Source organism: Alitiscatomonas aceti (assembly GCF_025567195.1).
In the GTDB taxonomy this organism is placed as follows: domain Bacteria; phylum Bacillota; class Clostridia; order Lachnospirales; family Lachnospiraceae; genus Alitiscatomonas; species Alitiscatomonas aceti.
The window spans coordinates 138,386-153,687 of the sequence record NZ_JAOQJF010000003.1; the positions used below are offsets into that span (position 1 = coordinate 138,386).

A 15,302-nucleotide genomic window follows, 5' to 3' on the forward strand; every position below is an offset into this window, starting at 1 on the left:
CTCACCTGGATGCAGGATGGGGGACTTGGGTATTTCAATTTCCAGAAAATAATGTTATAATCCTCTGGGGTACAGGAAGAACGGAGAGAGGATGATACCATGAATTTCTATGTGCCGGAAGGCTATGTTCCAAAGATCGACCTTAGGGAGACCCAGATCGCCATTAAGATCATCAAGGATTTCTTCCAGAGAGAACTGACCAGACAGCTCCATCTCACCCGCGTATCGGCGCCCTTGTTTGTGACGCCGGAATCAGGACTCAATGACAATCTGAACGGCGTAGAGCGCCCAGTGGCTTTTGACTTGAAAGAAGGAAACCGCTCTGCGGAGATCGTCCATTCCCTGGCCAAATGGAAGCGGTACGCCTTAAAGCAGTACGGCTTTCTTCCAGGAGAAGGCCTGTATACCGACATGAACGCCATCCGCCGGGACGAGGATACGGACAACATCCATTCCATTTATGTGGACCAGTGGGATTGGGAGAAGGTGATCCGGAAGGAGGAACGGACCCGGAAGACCCTGGAGGATGCGGTGAGGGCTGTTTATAAGACCTTAAAGATCACCGAAGATTACATGGCCTATGAGTATGAATACATTGGCCATGTTCTGCCGGACCAGATCGTGTTTGTCACAGCCCAGGAGCTGGAGGACCGTTATCCGGCCCTGACGCCCAGGGAACGGGAATATAAAGCTGCCAGAGAATATGGAGCCATATTCATCGAGCAGATTGGGAAAAAGCTGGCGTCCGGAAAACCCCATGACGGCCGGGCCCCGGACTATGATGACTGGGAGCTCAACGGCGATATCATCGTATATTATCCGGTCCTCGATATTGCTCTGGAGCTGAGCTCCATGGGGATCCGTGTGGATGAGGATTCCCTCAGGCATCAGCTGGCAGAGGCTGGCTGTGAGGAGAGGGCAGAGCTGGCATTTCAGAAGGCTCTGTTAAACGGAGAACTGCCGTACACCATCGGCGGCGGCATCGGTCAGTCCAGGATCTGTATGTTCTTTTTAAGAAAGGCCCACATCGGTGAGATCCAGGCATCCATCTGGCCTGCGGATGTAATGGAAGCGGCTGGAAAGGCCGGGATCCCGCTTTTATAAAGAAAGAAATCAATATGGAGGGGAAGCAGAAAAAATGGCAAATGAACGTCTGAAACAGCTTCGCGCGCTTATGGCGCAGCACGGGATGGATGCATACTATATCCCATCATCGGATTTCCACGACTCAGAATATGTGGATCCGTATTTTAAATGCAGGGAGTTTATCTCCGGCTTCACCGGTTCCGCCGGGACCATGGTGGTGACGAAGGACTTTTCCGGTCTCTGGACCGACGGCCGCTACTTTGTCCAGGCGAAAAAGCAGCTGGAGGGACAGGACACAGAGCTGATGAAGATGGGGGAGGAGAACGTTCCCACCATCGATGAATTTTTAATGGAGCATCTGCCTGAGGGCGGTGTCCTGGGTATGGACGGCCGGGTGGTAAATACCGGCATCGGCCGCAGCTTTGAAAAGCTCCTAAAGGTTAAAAAGGGTACAGCCTCCATTGAGCATGATCTGGCAGGAGAGCTCTGGACCGAAAGACCGGAGCTTCCGGCTCCCCAGGTCTGGGTGCTGGAGGAGAAATACGCCGGAGAATCCGCTGCCTCCAAGATCGCGCGGATCCGCCAGGTCATGAAGGAGCATCACGCCACCGTCCATATCCTTTCCGGTCTGGACGATATCGCATGGCTTCTGAACATCCGGAAAAATACCGGAGCATCCATCAACCTTCTGCCTCTGGCCCATGTGCTCATGACCATGGATACCCTGACGCTGTTCATTGACAGCAGCCGCTTTGACGACTGTGTAAACGCATATCTGAAGGAAAACGGCGTGACCCTGGCTCCCTATGGGGACATTTACAGGGCAGTGAAGGAGCTGCGGAACGAGACGATCTTACTGGAGCCGGACAAGGTGAACTACGCCATGTATAAGAGCATCCATGAGAGCTGTCTCCTGGAGGAGGCCATGAACCCGGCTTCCTGGATGAAGGCCATGAAGAATCCGGTGGAGATGGAGAACCTGAGAAAGGCTCATATCAAGGACGGTGTGGCTCTCACGAAATTTATTTACTGGATGAAGACAAAGGCTCCCAAGGGAAGCCTTATGGAAACGGAGGCTGCGGAGCATCTGGAGAGCTTAAGAAAGGAGCAGGAGGGATATATCTGCCCCAGCTTTGACACTATCTCCGCTTACGGAGCCAACGCGGCCATGTGCCACTACCATGCCACCAAGGAGGAGGAATCCGTCATCGGAAAGGACGGCTTTTACCTGGTGGATTCCGGCGGACAGTATTATGAGGGTACCACAGACGTGACCAGGACCATCGTCATGGGAGAACTGACCCATGAGGAAAAGCTCCACTTTACCCTGGTGCTCATGGGAATGCTCCGTCTCACAGACGCCAAGTTCCTCCATGGCTGCCGCGGGATCAATGTGGATTATCTGGCGAGAGGTCCCTTATGGAAGCTGGGCCTGGACTTCAACCACGGAACCGGTCATGGCGTCGGTTACCTTTCCAATGTCCATGAACGGCCCAACGGCATCCGCTGGAAGATCGTTCCGGAACGCCAGGACAGCTGTATCCTGGAGGAGGGCATGCTGACCTCCAATGAGCCTGGACTCTATATCGAGGGGAGCCACGGCATCCGCACAGAGAACCTGCTGTTATGCCGGAAGGCAGAAAAGAACGGCTACGGCCAGTTCATGCGGTTCGAGACCATGACCTATGCTCCCATTGACACGGAGGCCATTGATATTTCTGTCATGGAGCCTTCGGATGTGCGCCTTTTAAACCAGTACCATAAGGAAGTTTATGAAAAGCTGTCCCCCTATCTGACAAAAGAAGAAGCAGAATGGTTAAAGGACGCCACAAAACCCATAGGAGGAGATGCCCAGTGGCATATTTAGAAAAAAAGATCCTGGTAACGATCCCGGTGACGGAGACCCACAAAACGTATCTGGAAAAGCAGGCGTCCTCAGGGAAGTATAATTGTCAGTTCCGGTATATTCCGAAAGAACATGTGACGAAGGAGGACCTGGAGGATACCCAGGTTCTCATCGGCAACCTGCCTCCTGCCCTGGTGCGGGAGGCGAAGCGCCTGGAATGGCTCCAGTTAAACAGCGCCGGAGCCGATCCCTATACGCCGGAGGGAGTGCTTCCTGCCGGAGCAGTCCTCACGAACGCCACTGGGGCCTATGGCCTGGCGGTATCCGAGCATATGCTGGCCCTGACCTTTGATCTGATCCGCCGCCTGGGGCAGTATCATAAAAACCAGGCGGACCGTCAGTGGAGATCCATGGGGAACATCATTTCGGTGGAAGGATCGACGATCCTGATCCTGGGACTGGGAGATATCGGAGGAGACTATGCCCGGAAGGTGAAGGCTCTGGGCGCGTACACCATCGGCGTCAGACGGACCTGCAAGGAGAAGCCGGAATATCTGGATGAACAGTATACCATGGACGACCTGGACCGCCTTCTTCCCAGGGCCGACGTGGTGGCCATGGTGGTGCCTGGAGGCCCTGCCACCTGCCATCTGATGGATGAGAGACGGCTCCGCCTGATGAAAAAGGGCGCGTACCTCATCAATGTGGGACGGGGAAATGCCATCGATCCCGCAGCATTAAAGGCAGTTTTAAAGGACGGCCATCTGGGCGGCTGCGGACTGGATGTGACCGAGCCGGAGCCCCTGCCGCCGGAGGACGAGCTTTGGGCAATGGACAATGTGGTGATCACGCCCCATGTGGCGGGAAATTTCTTCCTGGCGGAGACCTTTGAACGGATCGTTAGGATCGCTGGAGAGAACTTAAAGGCATGGGCGTCGGGAGAAGAGTTAAAGAACGTGGTGGACTTTTCCACCGGATACAGAAAATAAGAAAACGCTGCCGGAAACGGATGGATCTGCCAGTTTCCGGCGGCGTTTTGTCATAGTTGTTTGAGTGCTTTGTATTTCTGCATAAATGACGGCCTAATACATGCAGGAGGTATATAATAGAAGCTGAAAACAATGTTGGGAGGTGGTCCTGGTGGATGTAAATACAATAAAATCCATATTGGAAATAGGCGAAACCATCGCTGTCGAATTCAAGCGGTGTGGAAATAATATTGAAAATGATGTATATGAATCCGTCTGCTCATTTTTAAACCGTTTTGGCGGGGATCTTTTTATGGGAGTACTGGATGATGGTACGGTATGTGGTGTTCCGGAAAAAGATGCACCTGATATGGTAAAAAATTTTATTAGCTGCATTAGCAATCCGGCTTTATTTTCTCCAACTGTGTACCTTACACCAGAAATACTTTCTTATAAAGGTAAAACGATAATTCATGTCCATGTTTTTTCCAGTGCAGAAGTGCATAGCTTCAAAAAAGTTATTTATGATCGTGTGAATGATGCAGATGTAAAAGTGACTGCGACTGCGCAGATCGCGCAAATGTATATTCGCAAGCAAGGTATTTTTACAGAGAAAAAAATTTTTCCATATGTAAAAATGGAAGATCTGCGATTGGATTTATTGCCGAAGCTTCGGACGATGGCAGCGAATAATAGTGCACAGGCCCATCCGTGGAGCGGTATGACAGATGAAGAACTGTTGAAGAGCACGCGGCTTTATAGTATGGACCGCATGACTGGTGAGTCGGGGTTTAATCTGGCTGCTGTCATGCTGCTTGGAAAAGATGATGTGATCGCAGATGTTGCACCGGCATATGTGACAGACGCTCTGCTCCGCAGGGTCGATGTGGACCGGTATGATGATCGTGAGATCATAAAAACAAATTTGATCGAAAGCTATGAACAGATGATGGAGTTCGGACGGAAGCATCTTCCGGACAGGTTTTATTTGGAAGATGATCAAAGAAAGAGTCTTCGGAATATCATTACTCGCGAGATGATCGCAAATACTTTGATCCATAGGGAATACACAAGTTCTTTTCAGGCAAAATTTGTTATTGGAAAAGATTGCGTATACGTTGAAAATGCAAATCGTGCATCGCAGGCTGCGATTCTGACACCAGATAACGCTGCTCCAAATCCAAAGAATCCGATCATTGCGGATTTTTTTAGAAATATTGGCTATGCAGATAAACTTGGATCGGGTGTGAGAAATCTATTTAAGTACAGTAAATTTTATTCGGGAAAAGAGCCGGAATTTATTGAAGGTGACGTATTTAAAATTATTGTTCCATTGGATGATAAATTAACCGGAGAAGGAACCACCCAATCCGCCACCCAATCCGCCACCCAATCCGCCACCCGGTCTGAGATCCCATCGGCAGTGGGCGATCCGGAAAAAGCAATTTTGAAATTGATAAGAGAAGAACCTGCTATCTCTCAAAAGGAAATCGCAGTTCGGCTTGCAATGAATCAAAACACTGTAAAATATCATACCCGGAAAATGCGAAAAAATGGAACGCTTGCGCGGGAAGGTACAAGCCGCAAAGGGAAATGGATTATAAAATAAGATCACATACGGCTGGCAGAACAGAAAAAATGCCATCTGCTCCGTGCAGATGGCATTGATTGGCAGGAATTTAGAAATCAAAGTTTCCGGTATACTTTTTCCGGCTGGCGGTTTCCGGCGCATAGGCGATGGGATAGATCACCATGGCCATCAGCATGGAACCGAACACATCCAGGATAGAGTGCTGCTTTAAGCATACGGTGGCAATACATATGGACACCATCAGGATCCCGGAGGCCCATACCAGAGGCTTGTTCTTTGAAAGGGTCTGGCTGCGGCAGATGGAAATATGGACTCCGATGGAGTTGTATACATGGATGCTGGGGAACACATTGATACATGGATCGATGCTCCACAGCTTCGCCACCAGGAAGCAGAAGATATTTTTATCCGGGTCGATGGCAGGGCGGAAATCCGTTCCATTGGGGTACAGGGTACACACCAGAAGGCTGATGGTCATGCCTGTAAATAGAAAGGTACACAGCCGATAATAATCGTCCTTGCTGGTAAAGAAAAAATAGGCAATGGCAGCAGCCACATACAAAAACCACAGCAGGTAGGGGACGATAAAATACTCGTTGAACGGGATCAGATCGTCCAGGGCGGTATGCATCACGTGGTAAGGTTTTCCCACATTCTGCTGGAGCGCTGCAAACCATGGCAGATAGATCAGGCCGTAGGACAGGATCCAGACATGACCGTATTTTTTCATGAGTTTTTTCATATTTTCAATGACCTCCTTTCGTTCTGGTCATTTCCTGTTATAACTTTAGCAAAGTATATCACAGGGAAAAACGGGTTTCAAGGCAGTTCACAAAAATTTAAGAAAGAGTAACATTTTGGTAATATGTTGGTACAAAAATGAAAAAATTTCGCCAGTATTTTGACAGAATGATGGATTTGTGGTATGTTATAAGAAACCAGTCAGAAAGGAGAAATGGATTATGCCTTATGTGGAAGAAGCTGGATTGCAGTATCATTTAAATATAAGACCCGGCGATGTGGGACGCTATGTGATCCTTCCGGGAGACCCCAAGCGCTGTAAAAAGATCGCGGAACACTTTGAGCGTGCGGAGCTGGTGGCCGACAGCCGGGAATACGTGACGTATACGGGATACCTGGATGGTGAAAAGGTCAGCGTTACCTCCACCGGCATCGGCGGTCCCTCGGCGGCCATTGCCCTGGAGGAACTGGTGAAATGCGGAGCCGATACCTTTATCCGGGTGGGAACCTGCGGCGGTATGGATCTGGATGTCAGGGGCGGCGACGTGGTGGTTGCCACCGGATCCATCCGTGCGGAGGGGACCAGCAGAGAGTATGCGCCCATTGAGTTTCCGGCAGTGGCAGATCTCAGGGTGGTCAACGCCCTGATGAAGGCAGGAGAGAACCTGGGCTATGCCTGCCATGCCGGAGTGGTCCAGAGCAAGGATTCCTTTTATGGCCAGCACAATCCGGAGCTGATGCCTGTGGCGGGAGAGCTTTTAAGCAAGTGGGACGCCTGGCTGAAGCTGGGGTGCAAGGCGTCAGAGATGGAGTCGGCGGCCCTTTTTATCGTGGCCAGTTATCTGAGAGTCCGCTGCGGTGCCTGCTTTCTGGCAGTCGCCAACCAGGAACGGGAAAAGGCGGGACTTCCCAATCCCGTGGTCCACGATACGGAGGCGGCCATTAAAGTGGGCGTGGAGGCCATCCGCGTCCTTATAAAAGAGGAACGGGAAAAGAATCAGACCGTATAACAGGAGAGGATTCCGGGAAAGGCGGTGCGTTTTATGGAAAATAAGGAACTGGTGGAGAAGGCTCTGGAGGCCAGGAGCGTGGCCTATACCCCCTATTCAGGATTCCGGGTGGGAGCCGCCCTTTTATGTGCGGATGGGACAGTCTATGGGGGCTGCAACATTGAAAACGCGGCCTTTGGTCCCAGCTGCTGCGCGGAGCGGACCGCGTTTTTTAAGGCTGTCAGCGAAGGAAAACGGGAATTTTCTGCCATTGCCATCGTGGGAGGACCGGCCGGGAAGGAGCCGGAGGATTTCTGCCCGCCCTGCGGCGTCTGCCGCCAGGTGATGATGGAATTCTGTGATCCGGAGCGCTTCCGGATCGTTCTGGGGAAGGGGGATCTTTCCTTCCGGGAGTATACCCTGAAGGAGCTTCTGCCCCTGGGCTTTGCCGGAGACGGCGTAGAAAGAAAGGAATAGAAGAATATGACGTACAGGGAAATCTTATCCAGAGTGGATCATACGCTTTTAAAGCAGGGGGCCACCTGGGAGCAGATAGAGGCTGTCTGCGATGACGGCCTCCGGTTTGGGACTGCGTCGGTCTGCATCCCTCCGTCCTTTGTGAAGCAGGCCGCAGAGTATTTAAAGGGACGGCTTCCCGTATGCACAGTCATCGGCTTCCCCAACGGCTATAACACCACGGCGGTCAAGGTATATGAGACCGCAGAGGCTGTGGGAAACGGGGCGGATGAGATCGACATGGTGGTGAACCTGGGCTGGGTGAAGGAGGGCCGGTACGACCGGGTCCTGGAAGAGATCAACGCGGTCAAAAAAGCCTGCGCCGGCCGCCTTTTAAAGGTGATCATCGAGACGTGTCTTTTAACAGAAGAAGAAAAGACAGAGCTTTGCAGGACTGTCACCAGGTCCGATGCAGAATTTATAAAGACCTCCACGGGCTTTTCCGCCGGCGGCGCCACCTTTGCGGATGTGGAGCTGATGAAGGCACAGATGGGGGAGGGAAAGCAGATCAAGGCCGCAGGAGGCATCAGCGGCTTCCATGACGCTGAAATATTTATCCGTCTGGGAGCGGACCGCCTGGGGACCAGCAGACTGGCAGAGCAGGCAAAAAAGAAAGAGGTAGAACTGGATGAAGAAGTATAAAAGAATATTTACCATCGTCATCGATTCCCTGGGGATCGGTGCCATGGAGGACTCCGAACAGTTTGGAGATAAAGGGGTCAATACCCTGGGTCATATTGCAGAGCGGATGGAGGATTTTCAGATCCCCAATTTAAGGAAGCTGGGGATCGCAAACCTTTGCAGCCTTTCCGGGCTGGCCCCGGAGGAAAAGCCCCTGGGCTACCGTATGGTCATGCGGGAGATGAGCAACGGAAAGGACACCATGACCGGCCACTGGGAAATGATGGGCATTCATACCACCAAGCCCTTTCAGACCTTTACGGATACGGGATTCCCGCCGGAGCTCATAAAAGAGCTGGAGGAGCGGACCGGCAGGACGGTCATTGGAAATAAGAGCGCCAGCGGTACAGAGATCCTGGATGAGCTGGCTGAGGAGGAGATCGCCACCGGCCACATGATCGTATATACATCGGCGGACTCTGTGCTGCAGATCTGCGGCAACGAGGAGACCTTCGGCCTGGAGGAGCTTTACCGGTGCTGCGAGATCGCCAGGGAGATCACCATGAAGGAAGAATGGCGCGTGGGCCGGGTCATTGCGCGGCCCTATGTGGGAAAGAAAAAGGGAGAGTTCGTGCGGACCAGCAACCGCCACGATTATGCTTTAAAGCCCACAGGGACCACTGCCTTAAATATCCTGAAGGATCACGGCTATGATGTGATCTCCGTAGGAAAGATCCGGGATATCTTTGACGGAGAGGGGATCACAGAAAGCCATAAATCCAAGTCTTCGGTCCACGGCATGGAGCAGACCATTGAGCTCTGTAAAAAAGATTTTTCCGGCCTGTGCTTTGTGAATCTGGTGGATTTTGACGCCCTCTGGGGCCATCGGAGAGATCCGATTGGCTATGGAAAGGAGCTGGAGCGGTTCGACGAGAAGCTGGGAGAGCTTCTGCCTCTCCTTGGGGAGGACGACCTTCTTATGATCACCGCCGACCATGGAAATGATCCCACCTATACAGGGACCGACCATACCAGGGAAAAGGTGCCATTCCTTGCCTATTCGCCGTCCATGAAGGGCCAGGGGGAGCTGCCGGAGGCGGAGACCTTTGCAGTCATCGGGGGAACCATTCTGGATAATTTTGGACTGAAAAAGGAAGAAAATATGATCGGGGATTCCGTTCTGGAAAAACTGGTGTAGGATTTTTTCCGGGCTGCTTCCGGCGGGGGCGGCCCGGGCAGGAATGAAAAACAATGGGGAGTGGATACAAAAGCATGAATAATGACCTGACGAAAGGCTCGATCACAGGGGGACTGATCCGGTTTGCGATCCCCCTGTTTCTTGGGCAGCTGCTCCAGCAGTTTTATAATATGGCGGATGCCTGGGTCGTTGGAAATTTTGCCAGCAACGACGCCTTTGCGGCCGTCAGCTCCGGAGGCCATCTGACGTTTCTGATCATCGGTCTCTTTAATGGCATCGCTGTGGGAGGCGGCGTAGTGATCTCCCGGTATTTTGGCGCGAAAAACAGAGAGGGGGTCCAGAAGGCCATCCATGCCAACTTCCTGTTCGGGATCTGGTCCTCGGTCATCGCCACGGCGGCGGGACTTATCTTTATTCCCTCTGTCCTGCGGATGATGAATACGCCGGACAGCGTGATGCCCCATTCCCTGGTATATTTCAGGATCTACTTTGCGGGCGTGTTCACGGTGATCCTGTATAACGTCTGTATGTCGGTGATGCGGGCCCTGGGAGACAGCCTCCATCCCCTTTATTATCTGATCGTGTCCTCCCTGGTGAACGTTGCCCTGGACCTGCTTTTTGTGGCCGGCTTCCAGTGGGGCGTGGGCGGCGCGGCTTTTGCCACGGTCGTTGCCCAGGGCTTAAGCGTGGTCCTGTGCCTGATCCGCATGAGCCGGGAAAAGGACGAATCCCTGCGGCTGGATATAAAAAAGCTGAAGCTCAATAAAGATATGATGGCCCAGGTGATCCGCCAGGGACTTCCCACGGGCATCCAGAACTCGGTGGTCAGCGTGGGAAATCTGGTGATCCAGACCAACATCAACGCCTTCGGGGCCTTTGCCATGTCGGGGGTGGGAGCCCATTCCAAGATCGAGGGGATCGTATTCCTTCCTATCATGAGCATGTCCATGGCCCTGCCCACCTTCGTGAGCCAGAACATCGGCGCAGGGGAGTATGAGCGGGCGAAAAAAGGCGCTGCCGTGGGTACCATTTCCAGCATGATACTGGCCGAGCTGGTGGGGATCCTCTATTTTATGTGGGCTCCCTATGCGATGAGGATCTTTGTAAACGCTCCGGAGGCTATTGAATTTGGTGTCATCCACTGCCGTACTACGGCGCTGTTTTTCTTCCTCTTGGCCTTTTCCCACTGTGCGGCGGGAGTTATGAGGGGCTGTGGGAAATCCTTTATGCCCATGGCGGCTATGCTGGCCTTCTGGTGCGGCGTCCGGATCCTTTACGTTTCCATCGCCATCCAGATCGTTCCTGTGTTCCAGACCATTTCCTGGGCGTATCCGCTGACCTGGTTCTTAAGCTCCGTAGCCTTTTTCGTGTCCCTGGTGCGCATGGACTGGAAAAAGCTGTGATGGAAGAGCGGAAGAAAGAAACGATACCCTCCGTGTACAGGGGAGCATGACTTCTGTACACGGGGGCTTCGCCTCCTGCGGGAGAGGGGCCTGCGCGGGCCTGGGAGACCGGCCTGCGGGCGGCTGAAAAGCAGAAAAATAAAAATGAAGAAAAAAATTAAAAAAGTGTTGACATTTTTCCTTTTATCAGTTATACTGTCAAAGTCGCAAGTGAGTAACAGCTCACAGGACGAAATGGGGTCTTAGCTCAGCTGGGAGAGCATCTGCCTTACAAGCAGAGGGTCATAGGTTCGAGCCCTATAGGCCCCATTCCATAAGAGAAATCTTATGAACAATTTCATATGGCGGAATAGCTCAGTTGGCTAGAGCATACGGTTCATACCCGTAGTGTCGAGAGTTCGAATCTCCCTTCCGCTATGAAAAACGCTTACCATCTGGTAAGCGCTTTTTAATGCGGTTTTGCAGTTATTTTGCGGAACAGCCTGCGGTACGCAGACAGCATTAAGAGCATTTTTCCCGCCGGCAATACCGCCAGAAAGGGATATAAAGAAAACAGGAACCAGAAAAAAAGGATCGTACTGACGGCGGCCTGCGGGATGCACAGGCAGAAGAAGGGTTTTTTTGCGGTTCTGGTAAGGAGCACATCGGCTTCCTGGAAAAACCAGATGCCATGTATAAATATTTTCTTATATCCAATGGTCCAGCTGCATCCGTTATAGGCGATCCATGCGTACAGCAGCAGGTCTGCAGCCATGGACAGCCCCGCAGATCCAGCCGGGATCTGCCGCTTCAGATAAAGAGCAGCCAGGATCTCGGCTGCACTGAACAGGCCGGGAAGAAGAATAGGGATAATTTTTTTCATGCAATTCCCCCTTTTTGCTTTCAGAGTGCAGACAGCTTGTGGTTTCCATGCTTTTGTTAAAAAGATCATACCACAAAAAAGGGATAAAAAACAACATATCCATGGTTAAAATATTAAAAACACGGATCGCTATGCCTGCGCCATAAATATAAAGAGGATTGAGCCTGCAATAAGAAAATAAAGGCTGAGAAACCTGAACGGCCGGAGACAGACCAGAAGGTTTCTGGAAAGTATGAAAATATTATCCATATTTGTATTGACCGCGGACCAAAAATTCTCTATAATCGAATTAATAAAAATTCATCCAGGAGGAGACAGAATATGCCAAGAGGAGTAAAAAAATCCACAGCAGATAAGCTGCGCCAGGAATTAGAAAAGATCAGGAAAAGCATTTCGGACCACGAAGAAAAGATCGCGGCTTTAAAGGAAAAAGAGAAGGAAGTACTGGATCAGATCCATGATGCGGAGATGGAGTCCATCCGTCAGACCATGGAGGAAAAGGGTCTGGACGTGGATGCGCTGAAGAAGATCCTGGACTGCTACGAAGCAGACTGCTCGAAGGATGAGGCAAACTAAACAGACGGAAAAGGAAGCCGGTACAGGCCGGCGCTCTGAACCGCAGATAAGGCTGGTGCTGGGGATGACCTCCGGCGCCAGTTTTTTTCGGCACAGACCCGCAAAGGAGGACCTGAATTGAAGTCAGATCATGAAAAGCGAAGGCGGCTGGCTTACGTTGCCCGCCGGTATTATTTAGACGATCAGAAGCAGAGCGATATTGCCGCGGAGCTGGGGATTTCCCGGCCCATGGTCAGCCGTCTTCTTACGGAGGCGAGACAGCTGGGGGTGGTGGAGATCACCGTCCATGATCCGGAGGTGAAGGCCGCCAGCCTTCTGGAGCGGCTGCGTGCCGGAAGCTCCATAAAGGACGGGATCCTTGTGGAGGATGGAGCCGGCGACGCATTCACCAACCAGCTTCTTTCCCAGGGGGCGGTGGAGCTTCTGGAGCAGCTGCAGAGCCGCCGTCTGGGTGTGGGCTGGGGCCATCTGATCGGCCAGCTGGTGACGTGGCTGGAAAAAAATCCCCGGCATGGCAGCTCCGTCACCGATATCTGTCCGCTGGTGGGGAATGCCAGCATTCCTGCCCGCAACTACCAGTCCAACGAAAATGTCCGCCTTATGGCCCAGCAGCTGGGAGCCTCCCCGCATTTTCTCTACCTGCCCGCCCTGCCGGAAAGCCTGGAGGAGAAACAGATCCTCTGCTCCACGGAAATCTACCGGCAGATCCATGAGGAATGGGAGCGGATCGACACCGCCCTGGTGAACATCGGCGACTATCCCTCCAGTCCGGACTTTGCCTCCCTGGTGCGCTACGGCGGCCTTCTCCAGGAGCACCATGCCTGCGGCCGGATGCTTGTCTACTATTTTAATGAAGACGGAACCGTGATCCAGTCGGACCAGGATTTTGCCATCCAGGTGCCCCTGGAAACCTTAAAACAGTGTCCCAACATCATCGGCGTCTGCTCTGCCAATACCAGCTCCAAGGCGGTGAAAGGAGCCTTAAAGTCCGGCATTCTGACCCACATCGTGGCCCGGTCCTCCCTCATCCACTCCATTTTGGAATAATAGTTACATATGTAACCTCTCGAGTATATTTTATATCCTTGAGAGGTTTTACTTTTGTGCAATATGCATAATAATATTCCTGGTTTTATATGGGATACATAGAATTTACCGCCGGATCTTTCATGGATATTGATTTACAAAAGCCTGCATGCTATGATTATGAACATAAGTAACAAATATGCGCTGGAATACGGATAAGGAGGTAACATTTGTGAAAAAAGAGGAGTTTGCGGACCGGCTGTCCTGCGCCTGTGCTTCAGTGATTTCGGCGGAACAGGAGCTGACCGAGATCGATTCACATTTCGGCGACGCCGATCATGGCCTCACCATGAAAAAAATTGCCGGAGCCATTGATTCCGCCGTGAAGGGATCGGACGGAGGCATCAAAGAAATGCTGGACGATGCGGCCATGGCCGTGATGGTGTTAAACGGAGGCAGCGCCGTTCCCCTCTGGAACGCATGGCTGGACGGAATGCAGGAAGGGGCTCCGGAGGGAGATGAGATCGATGTTCCTGGCATCAAGGCGGTCTTTAAACGGGCCTTTGAGGAGCTGGATGGCGTATCCGGGGCAAAGGTCGGAGACAAGACCATGATGGATGCGCTGATCCCTGCCAGCGAGGCCATAGCCGCCTATGAGGGAAGCGATGAAAATGAGCTGTTTGCCATTGCCGCCAAAGCAGCTGCGGACGGCGCCGAGTCGAGCAGGCAGTTTGTTTCCAGGTTTGGAAGGGCCAAAAGCTACGGGACCCAGACCATCGGCACTCCCGATGCGGGCGCAGTGTCCATGGCGTATTTCTTCCGCGGCCTGGCCCGGGCTTAAATGTAACGGAATCCATTAAAAACAGGAGGAACCTACTATGAAGATGAAAAAATTTATCAACGCCCCCGAGACCATCACCGACGAGGAGTTAGTGGGCCTGGGGCTTGCTTACCCGGACATCGTTGATGTGGACGGCCATCTGGTGATCAGTAAGGACTTAAAGGACGCAGACCGCGTGACCATCGTTACATACGGCGGCTCCGGTCACGAGCCGGCACAGGCCGGCTTTGTTGGAAAAGGAATGCTGGATGTGCAGGCGGTGGGCGATATTTTTGCGGCCCCCAACCCGAAGCTGGTATTTGACGCCATGAAACTGGCTGACAAAGGCCACGGCGTTCTGCTGCTGACGCTCAACTACGCAGGCGACCAGCTGGCCGGAAAGCAGGCCATGAAGCTGGCCCAGAAGGCAGGCCTAAACGTCCGCCAGGTGGTCACAGGCGAGGAGATCCAGTTTGACCCCAACGGCGAGGACAATAAACGGGGACTGGCAGGGGCTGTTGCTCTTTACCATATTGCCGCAGCCGCGGCCAGAGAGGGAAAGAGCCTTGACGAGGTGGCTGAGATCGCAGAGCGCTACGCGAAGAACATGGCCTCCATCACCGTGAAATCCACCGACGCCACCCATCCGCAGAACGGGATGTCCTTCGGCGACCTGGGCGAAACGGATCTGATGGAGATCGGCGCAGGCCAGCACGGCGAGGGCGGCGGAGTCCGCGTGCCCATGAAGTCCTCCAGGGAGACCGTTGCCACTGTGGCAGAGGCCCTCTGCAGGAATCTGGAGTTAAAGGCCGGCGACCGGGCCTTTGTGATGATCAACGGCTGCGGAGCCACTACCATGATGGAAATGCTGGTCCTCTTTAAGGATACGGTTGAGTTCTTAAAGGAAAGGGGCGTGGAAGTGGCTGCCAGCATGGTAGGAGAGATCTTAACGGTCCAGGAGGCCGGAGGCTTCCAGATGAACATTGCAAAGTGGGACGACGAATTTATCCGTCTCTGGAACACGCCGTGCCACACACCGGCGTACAGCAAGGAGTAAGA

Annotated in this window: 15 protein-coding genes and 2 tRNA genes; 15 read left to right on the forward strand and 2 right to left on the reverse strand. The window is 52.6% G+C overall.

What is annotated here, in order from left to right; translation table 11 throughout:
- Positions 1-99 precede the first annotated feature (99 nt).
- The 4 genes from asnA to OCV69_RS02455 all read left to right on the forward strand — a co-directional run bounded on the left by asnA (position 100) and on the right by OCV69_RS02455 (position 5,509).
- Positions 100-1,104 carry an aspartate--ammonia ligase gene (gene asnA, locus OCV69_RS02440; protein WP_158357339.1) on the forward strand — a complete coding sequence of 335 codons (1,005 nt, stop codon included), beginning with the start codon at positions 100-102 and terminating at the stop codon, positions 1,102-1,104.
- Positions 1,105-1,138: 34 nt separating this feature from the next.
- Entirely contained in the window at positions 1,139-2,953 is a 1,815-nt protein-coding gene (locus OCV69_RS02445) for an aminopeptidase P family protein (RefSeq protein WP_158357341.1), read from the forward strand.
- Positions 2,941-3,921, forward strand: a complete 981-nt coding sequence (locus tag OCV69_RS02450) for a D-2-hydroxyacid dehydrogenase (RefSeq protein WP_158357343.1) — start codon at positions 2,941-2,943, stop codon at positions 3,919-3,921. The genes OCV69_RS02445 and OCV69_RS02450 overlap by 13 nt, the downstream gene beginning before the upstream one ends.
- Before the next feature lie 151 nt (positions 3,922-4,072).
- Entirely contained in the window at positions 4,073-5,509 is a 1,437-nt protein-coding gene (locus OCV69_RS02455) for an RNA-binding domain-containing protein (RefSeq protein ID WP_158357345.1), read from the forward strand.
- Between the two features lie 70 nt (positions 5,510-5,579).
- Here the strand turns inward: OCV69_RS02455 and OCV69_RS02460 are convergent, their stop codons facing one another.
- On the reverse strand, positions 5,580-6,242 hold the full coding sequence (locus tag OCV69_RS02460) for a phosphatase PAP2 family protein (protein WP_158357347.1): 663 nt from the start codon (positions 6,240-6,242) through the stop codon (positions 5,580-5,582).
- A 211-nt stretch (positions 6,243-6,453) separates the two neighbouring features.
- Between OCV69_RS02460 and udp the strand changes: the two genes are divergently transcribed.
- The 7 genes from udp to OCV69_RS02495 all read left to right on the forward strand — a co-directional run bounded on the left by udp (position 6,454) and on the right by OCV69_RS02495 (position 11,376).
- The gene (gene udp / locus OCV69_RS02465) at positions 6,454-7,242 is read left to right on the forward strand and encodes a uridine phosphorylase (protein WP_158357349.1); all 789 of its coding nucleotides are present in this window, start codon (positions 6,454-6,456) and stop codon (positions 7,240-7,242) included.
- Between the two features lie 33 nt (positions 7,243-7,275).
- Positions 7,276-7,698 carry a cytidine deaminase gene (locus OCV69_RS02470; RefSeq protein WP_158357351.1) on the forward strand — a complete coding sequence of 141 codons (423 nt, stop codon included), beginning with the start codon at positions 7,276-7,278 and terminating at the stop codon, positions 7,696-7,698.
- 6 nt (positions 7,699-7,704) lie between these two features.
- Positions 7,705-8,379: a deoxyribose-phosphate aldolase gene (gene deoC, locus OCV69_RS02475; RefSeq protein WP_158357353.1), complete on the forward strand. Its 675-nt coding sequence runs from the start codon at positions 7,705-7,707 to the stop codon at positions 8,377-8,379.
- Complete coding sequence (locus OCV69_RS02480) at positions 8,366-9,556, forward strand: phosphopentomutase (protein WP_158357355.1); 1,191 nt, start codon at positions 8,366-8,368, stop codon at positions 9,554-9,556. Before deoC ends, OCV69_RS02480 begins: the two co-directional genes overlap by 14 nt.
- A gap of 74 nt (positions 9,557-9,630) precedes the next feature.
- Positions 9,631-10,959, forward strand: a complete 1,329-nt coding sequence (locus OCV69_RS02485) for an MATE family efflux transporter (protein ID WP_158357357.1) — start codon at positions 9,631-9,633, stop codon at positions 10,957-10,959.
- Positions 10,960-11,195: 236 nt separating this feature from the next.
- Positions 11,196-11,268, forward strand: a tRNA-Val gene (locus OCV69_RS02490).
- Between the two features lie 34 nt (positions 11,269-11,302).
- Positions 11,303-11,376, forward strand: a tRNA-Met gene (locus OCV69_RS02495).
- A gap of 31 nt (positions 11,377-11,407) precedes the next feature.
- Here the strand turns inward: OCV69_RS02495 and OCV69_RS02500 are convergent.
- Positions 11,408-11,821: a hypothetical protein gene (locus tag OCV69_RS02500; RefSeq protein ID WP_158357359.1), complete on the reverse strand. Its 414-nt coding sequence runs from the start codon at positions 11,819-11,821 to the stop codon at positions 11,408-11,410.
- A 321-nt stretch (positions 11,822-12,142) separates the two neighbouring features.
- Here OCV69_RS02500 and OCV69_RS02505 point away from each other — a divergent pair, with 321 nt between their 5' ends.
- From OCV69_RS02505 to OCV69_RS02520, 4 genes are all read left to right on the forward strand, one after another.
- The gene (locus OCV69_RS02505; protein WP_158357361.1) at positions 12,143-12,397 is read left to right on the forward strand and encodes a hypothetical protein; all 255 of its coding nucleotides are present in this window, start codon (positions 12,143-12,145) and stop codon (positions 12,395-12,397) included.
- Between the two features lie 117 nt (positions 12,398-12,514).
- Entirely contained in the window at positions 12,515-13,444 is a 930-nt protein-coding gene (locus tag OCV69_RS02510; protein WP_158357362.1) for a sugar-binding transcriptional regulator, read from the forward strand.
- A 211-nt stretch (positions 13,445-13,655) separates the two neighbouring features.
- Positions 13,656-14,264 (forward strand): DAK2 domain-containing protein, encoded by a 609-nt coding sequence (locus tag OCV69_RS02515; protein ID WP_262562942.1) that lies wholly within the window; start codon positions 13,656-13,658, stop codon positions 14,262-14,264.
- A gap of 37 nt (positions 14,265-14,301) precedes the next feature.
- The gene (locus OCV69_RS02520) at positions 14,302-15,300 is read left to right on the forward strand and encodes a dihydroxyacetone kinase subunit DhaK (RefSeq protein WP_158357366.1); all 999 of its coding nucleotides are present in this window, start codon (positions 14,302-14,304) and stop codon (positions 15,298-15,300) included.
- The last annotated feature ends 2 nt before the right edge of the window (positions 15,301-15,302 follow it).

Coding starts and splice junctions, on each gene's coding strand:
- OCV69_RS02445 (WP_158357341.1), top strand. CDS start 1,139: ATGGCAAATGAACGTCTGAAACAGCTTCGCGCGCTTATGGCGCAGCAC.
- OCV69_RS02470 (WP_158357351.1), top strand. CDS start 7,276: ATGGAAAATAAGGAACTGGTGGAGAAGGCTCTGGAGGCCAGGAGCGTG.
- OCV69_RS02520 (WP_158357366.1), top strand. CDS start 14,302: ATGAAGATGAAAAAATTTATCAACGCCCCCGAGACCATCACCGACGAG.
- asnA (WP_158357339.1), top strand. CDS start 100: ATGAATTTCTATGTGCCGGAAGGCTATGTTCCAAAGATCGACCTTAGG.
- OCV69_RS02485 (WP_158357357.1), top strand. CDS start 9,631: ATGAATAATGACCTGACGAAAGGCTCGATCACAGGGGGACTGATCCGG.
- OCV69_RS02480 (WP_158357355.1), top strand. CDS start 8,366: ATGAAGAAGTATAAAAGAATATTTACCATCGTCATCGATTCCCTGGGG.
- OCV69_RS02500 (WP_158357359.1), bottom strand. CDS start 11,821: ATGAAAAAAATTATCCCTATTCTTCTTCCCGGCCTGTTCAGTGCAGCC.
- deoC (WP_158357353.1), top strand. CDS start 7,705: ATGACGTACAGGGAAATCTTATCCAGAGTGGATCATACGCTTTTAAAG.
- udp (WP_158357349.1), top strand. CDS start 6,454: ATGCCTTATGTGGAAGAAGCTGGATTGCAGTATCATTTAAATATAAGA.
- OCV69_RS02505 (WP_158357361.1), top strand. CDS start 12,143: ATGCCAAGAGGAGTAAAAAAATCCACAGCAGATAAGCTGCGCCAGGAA.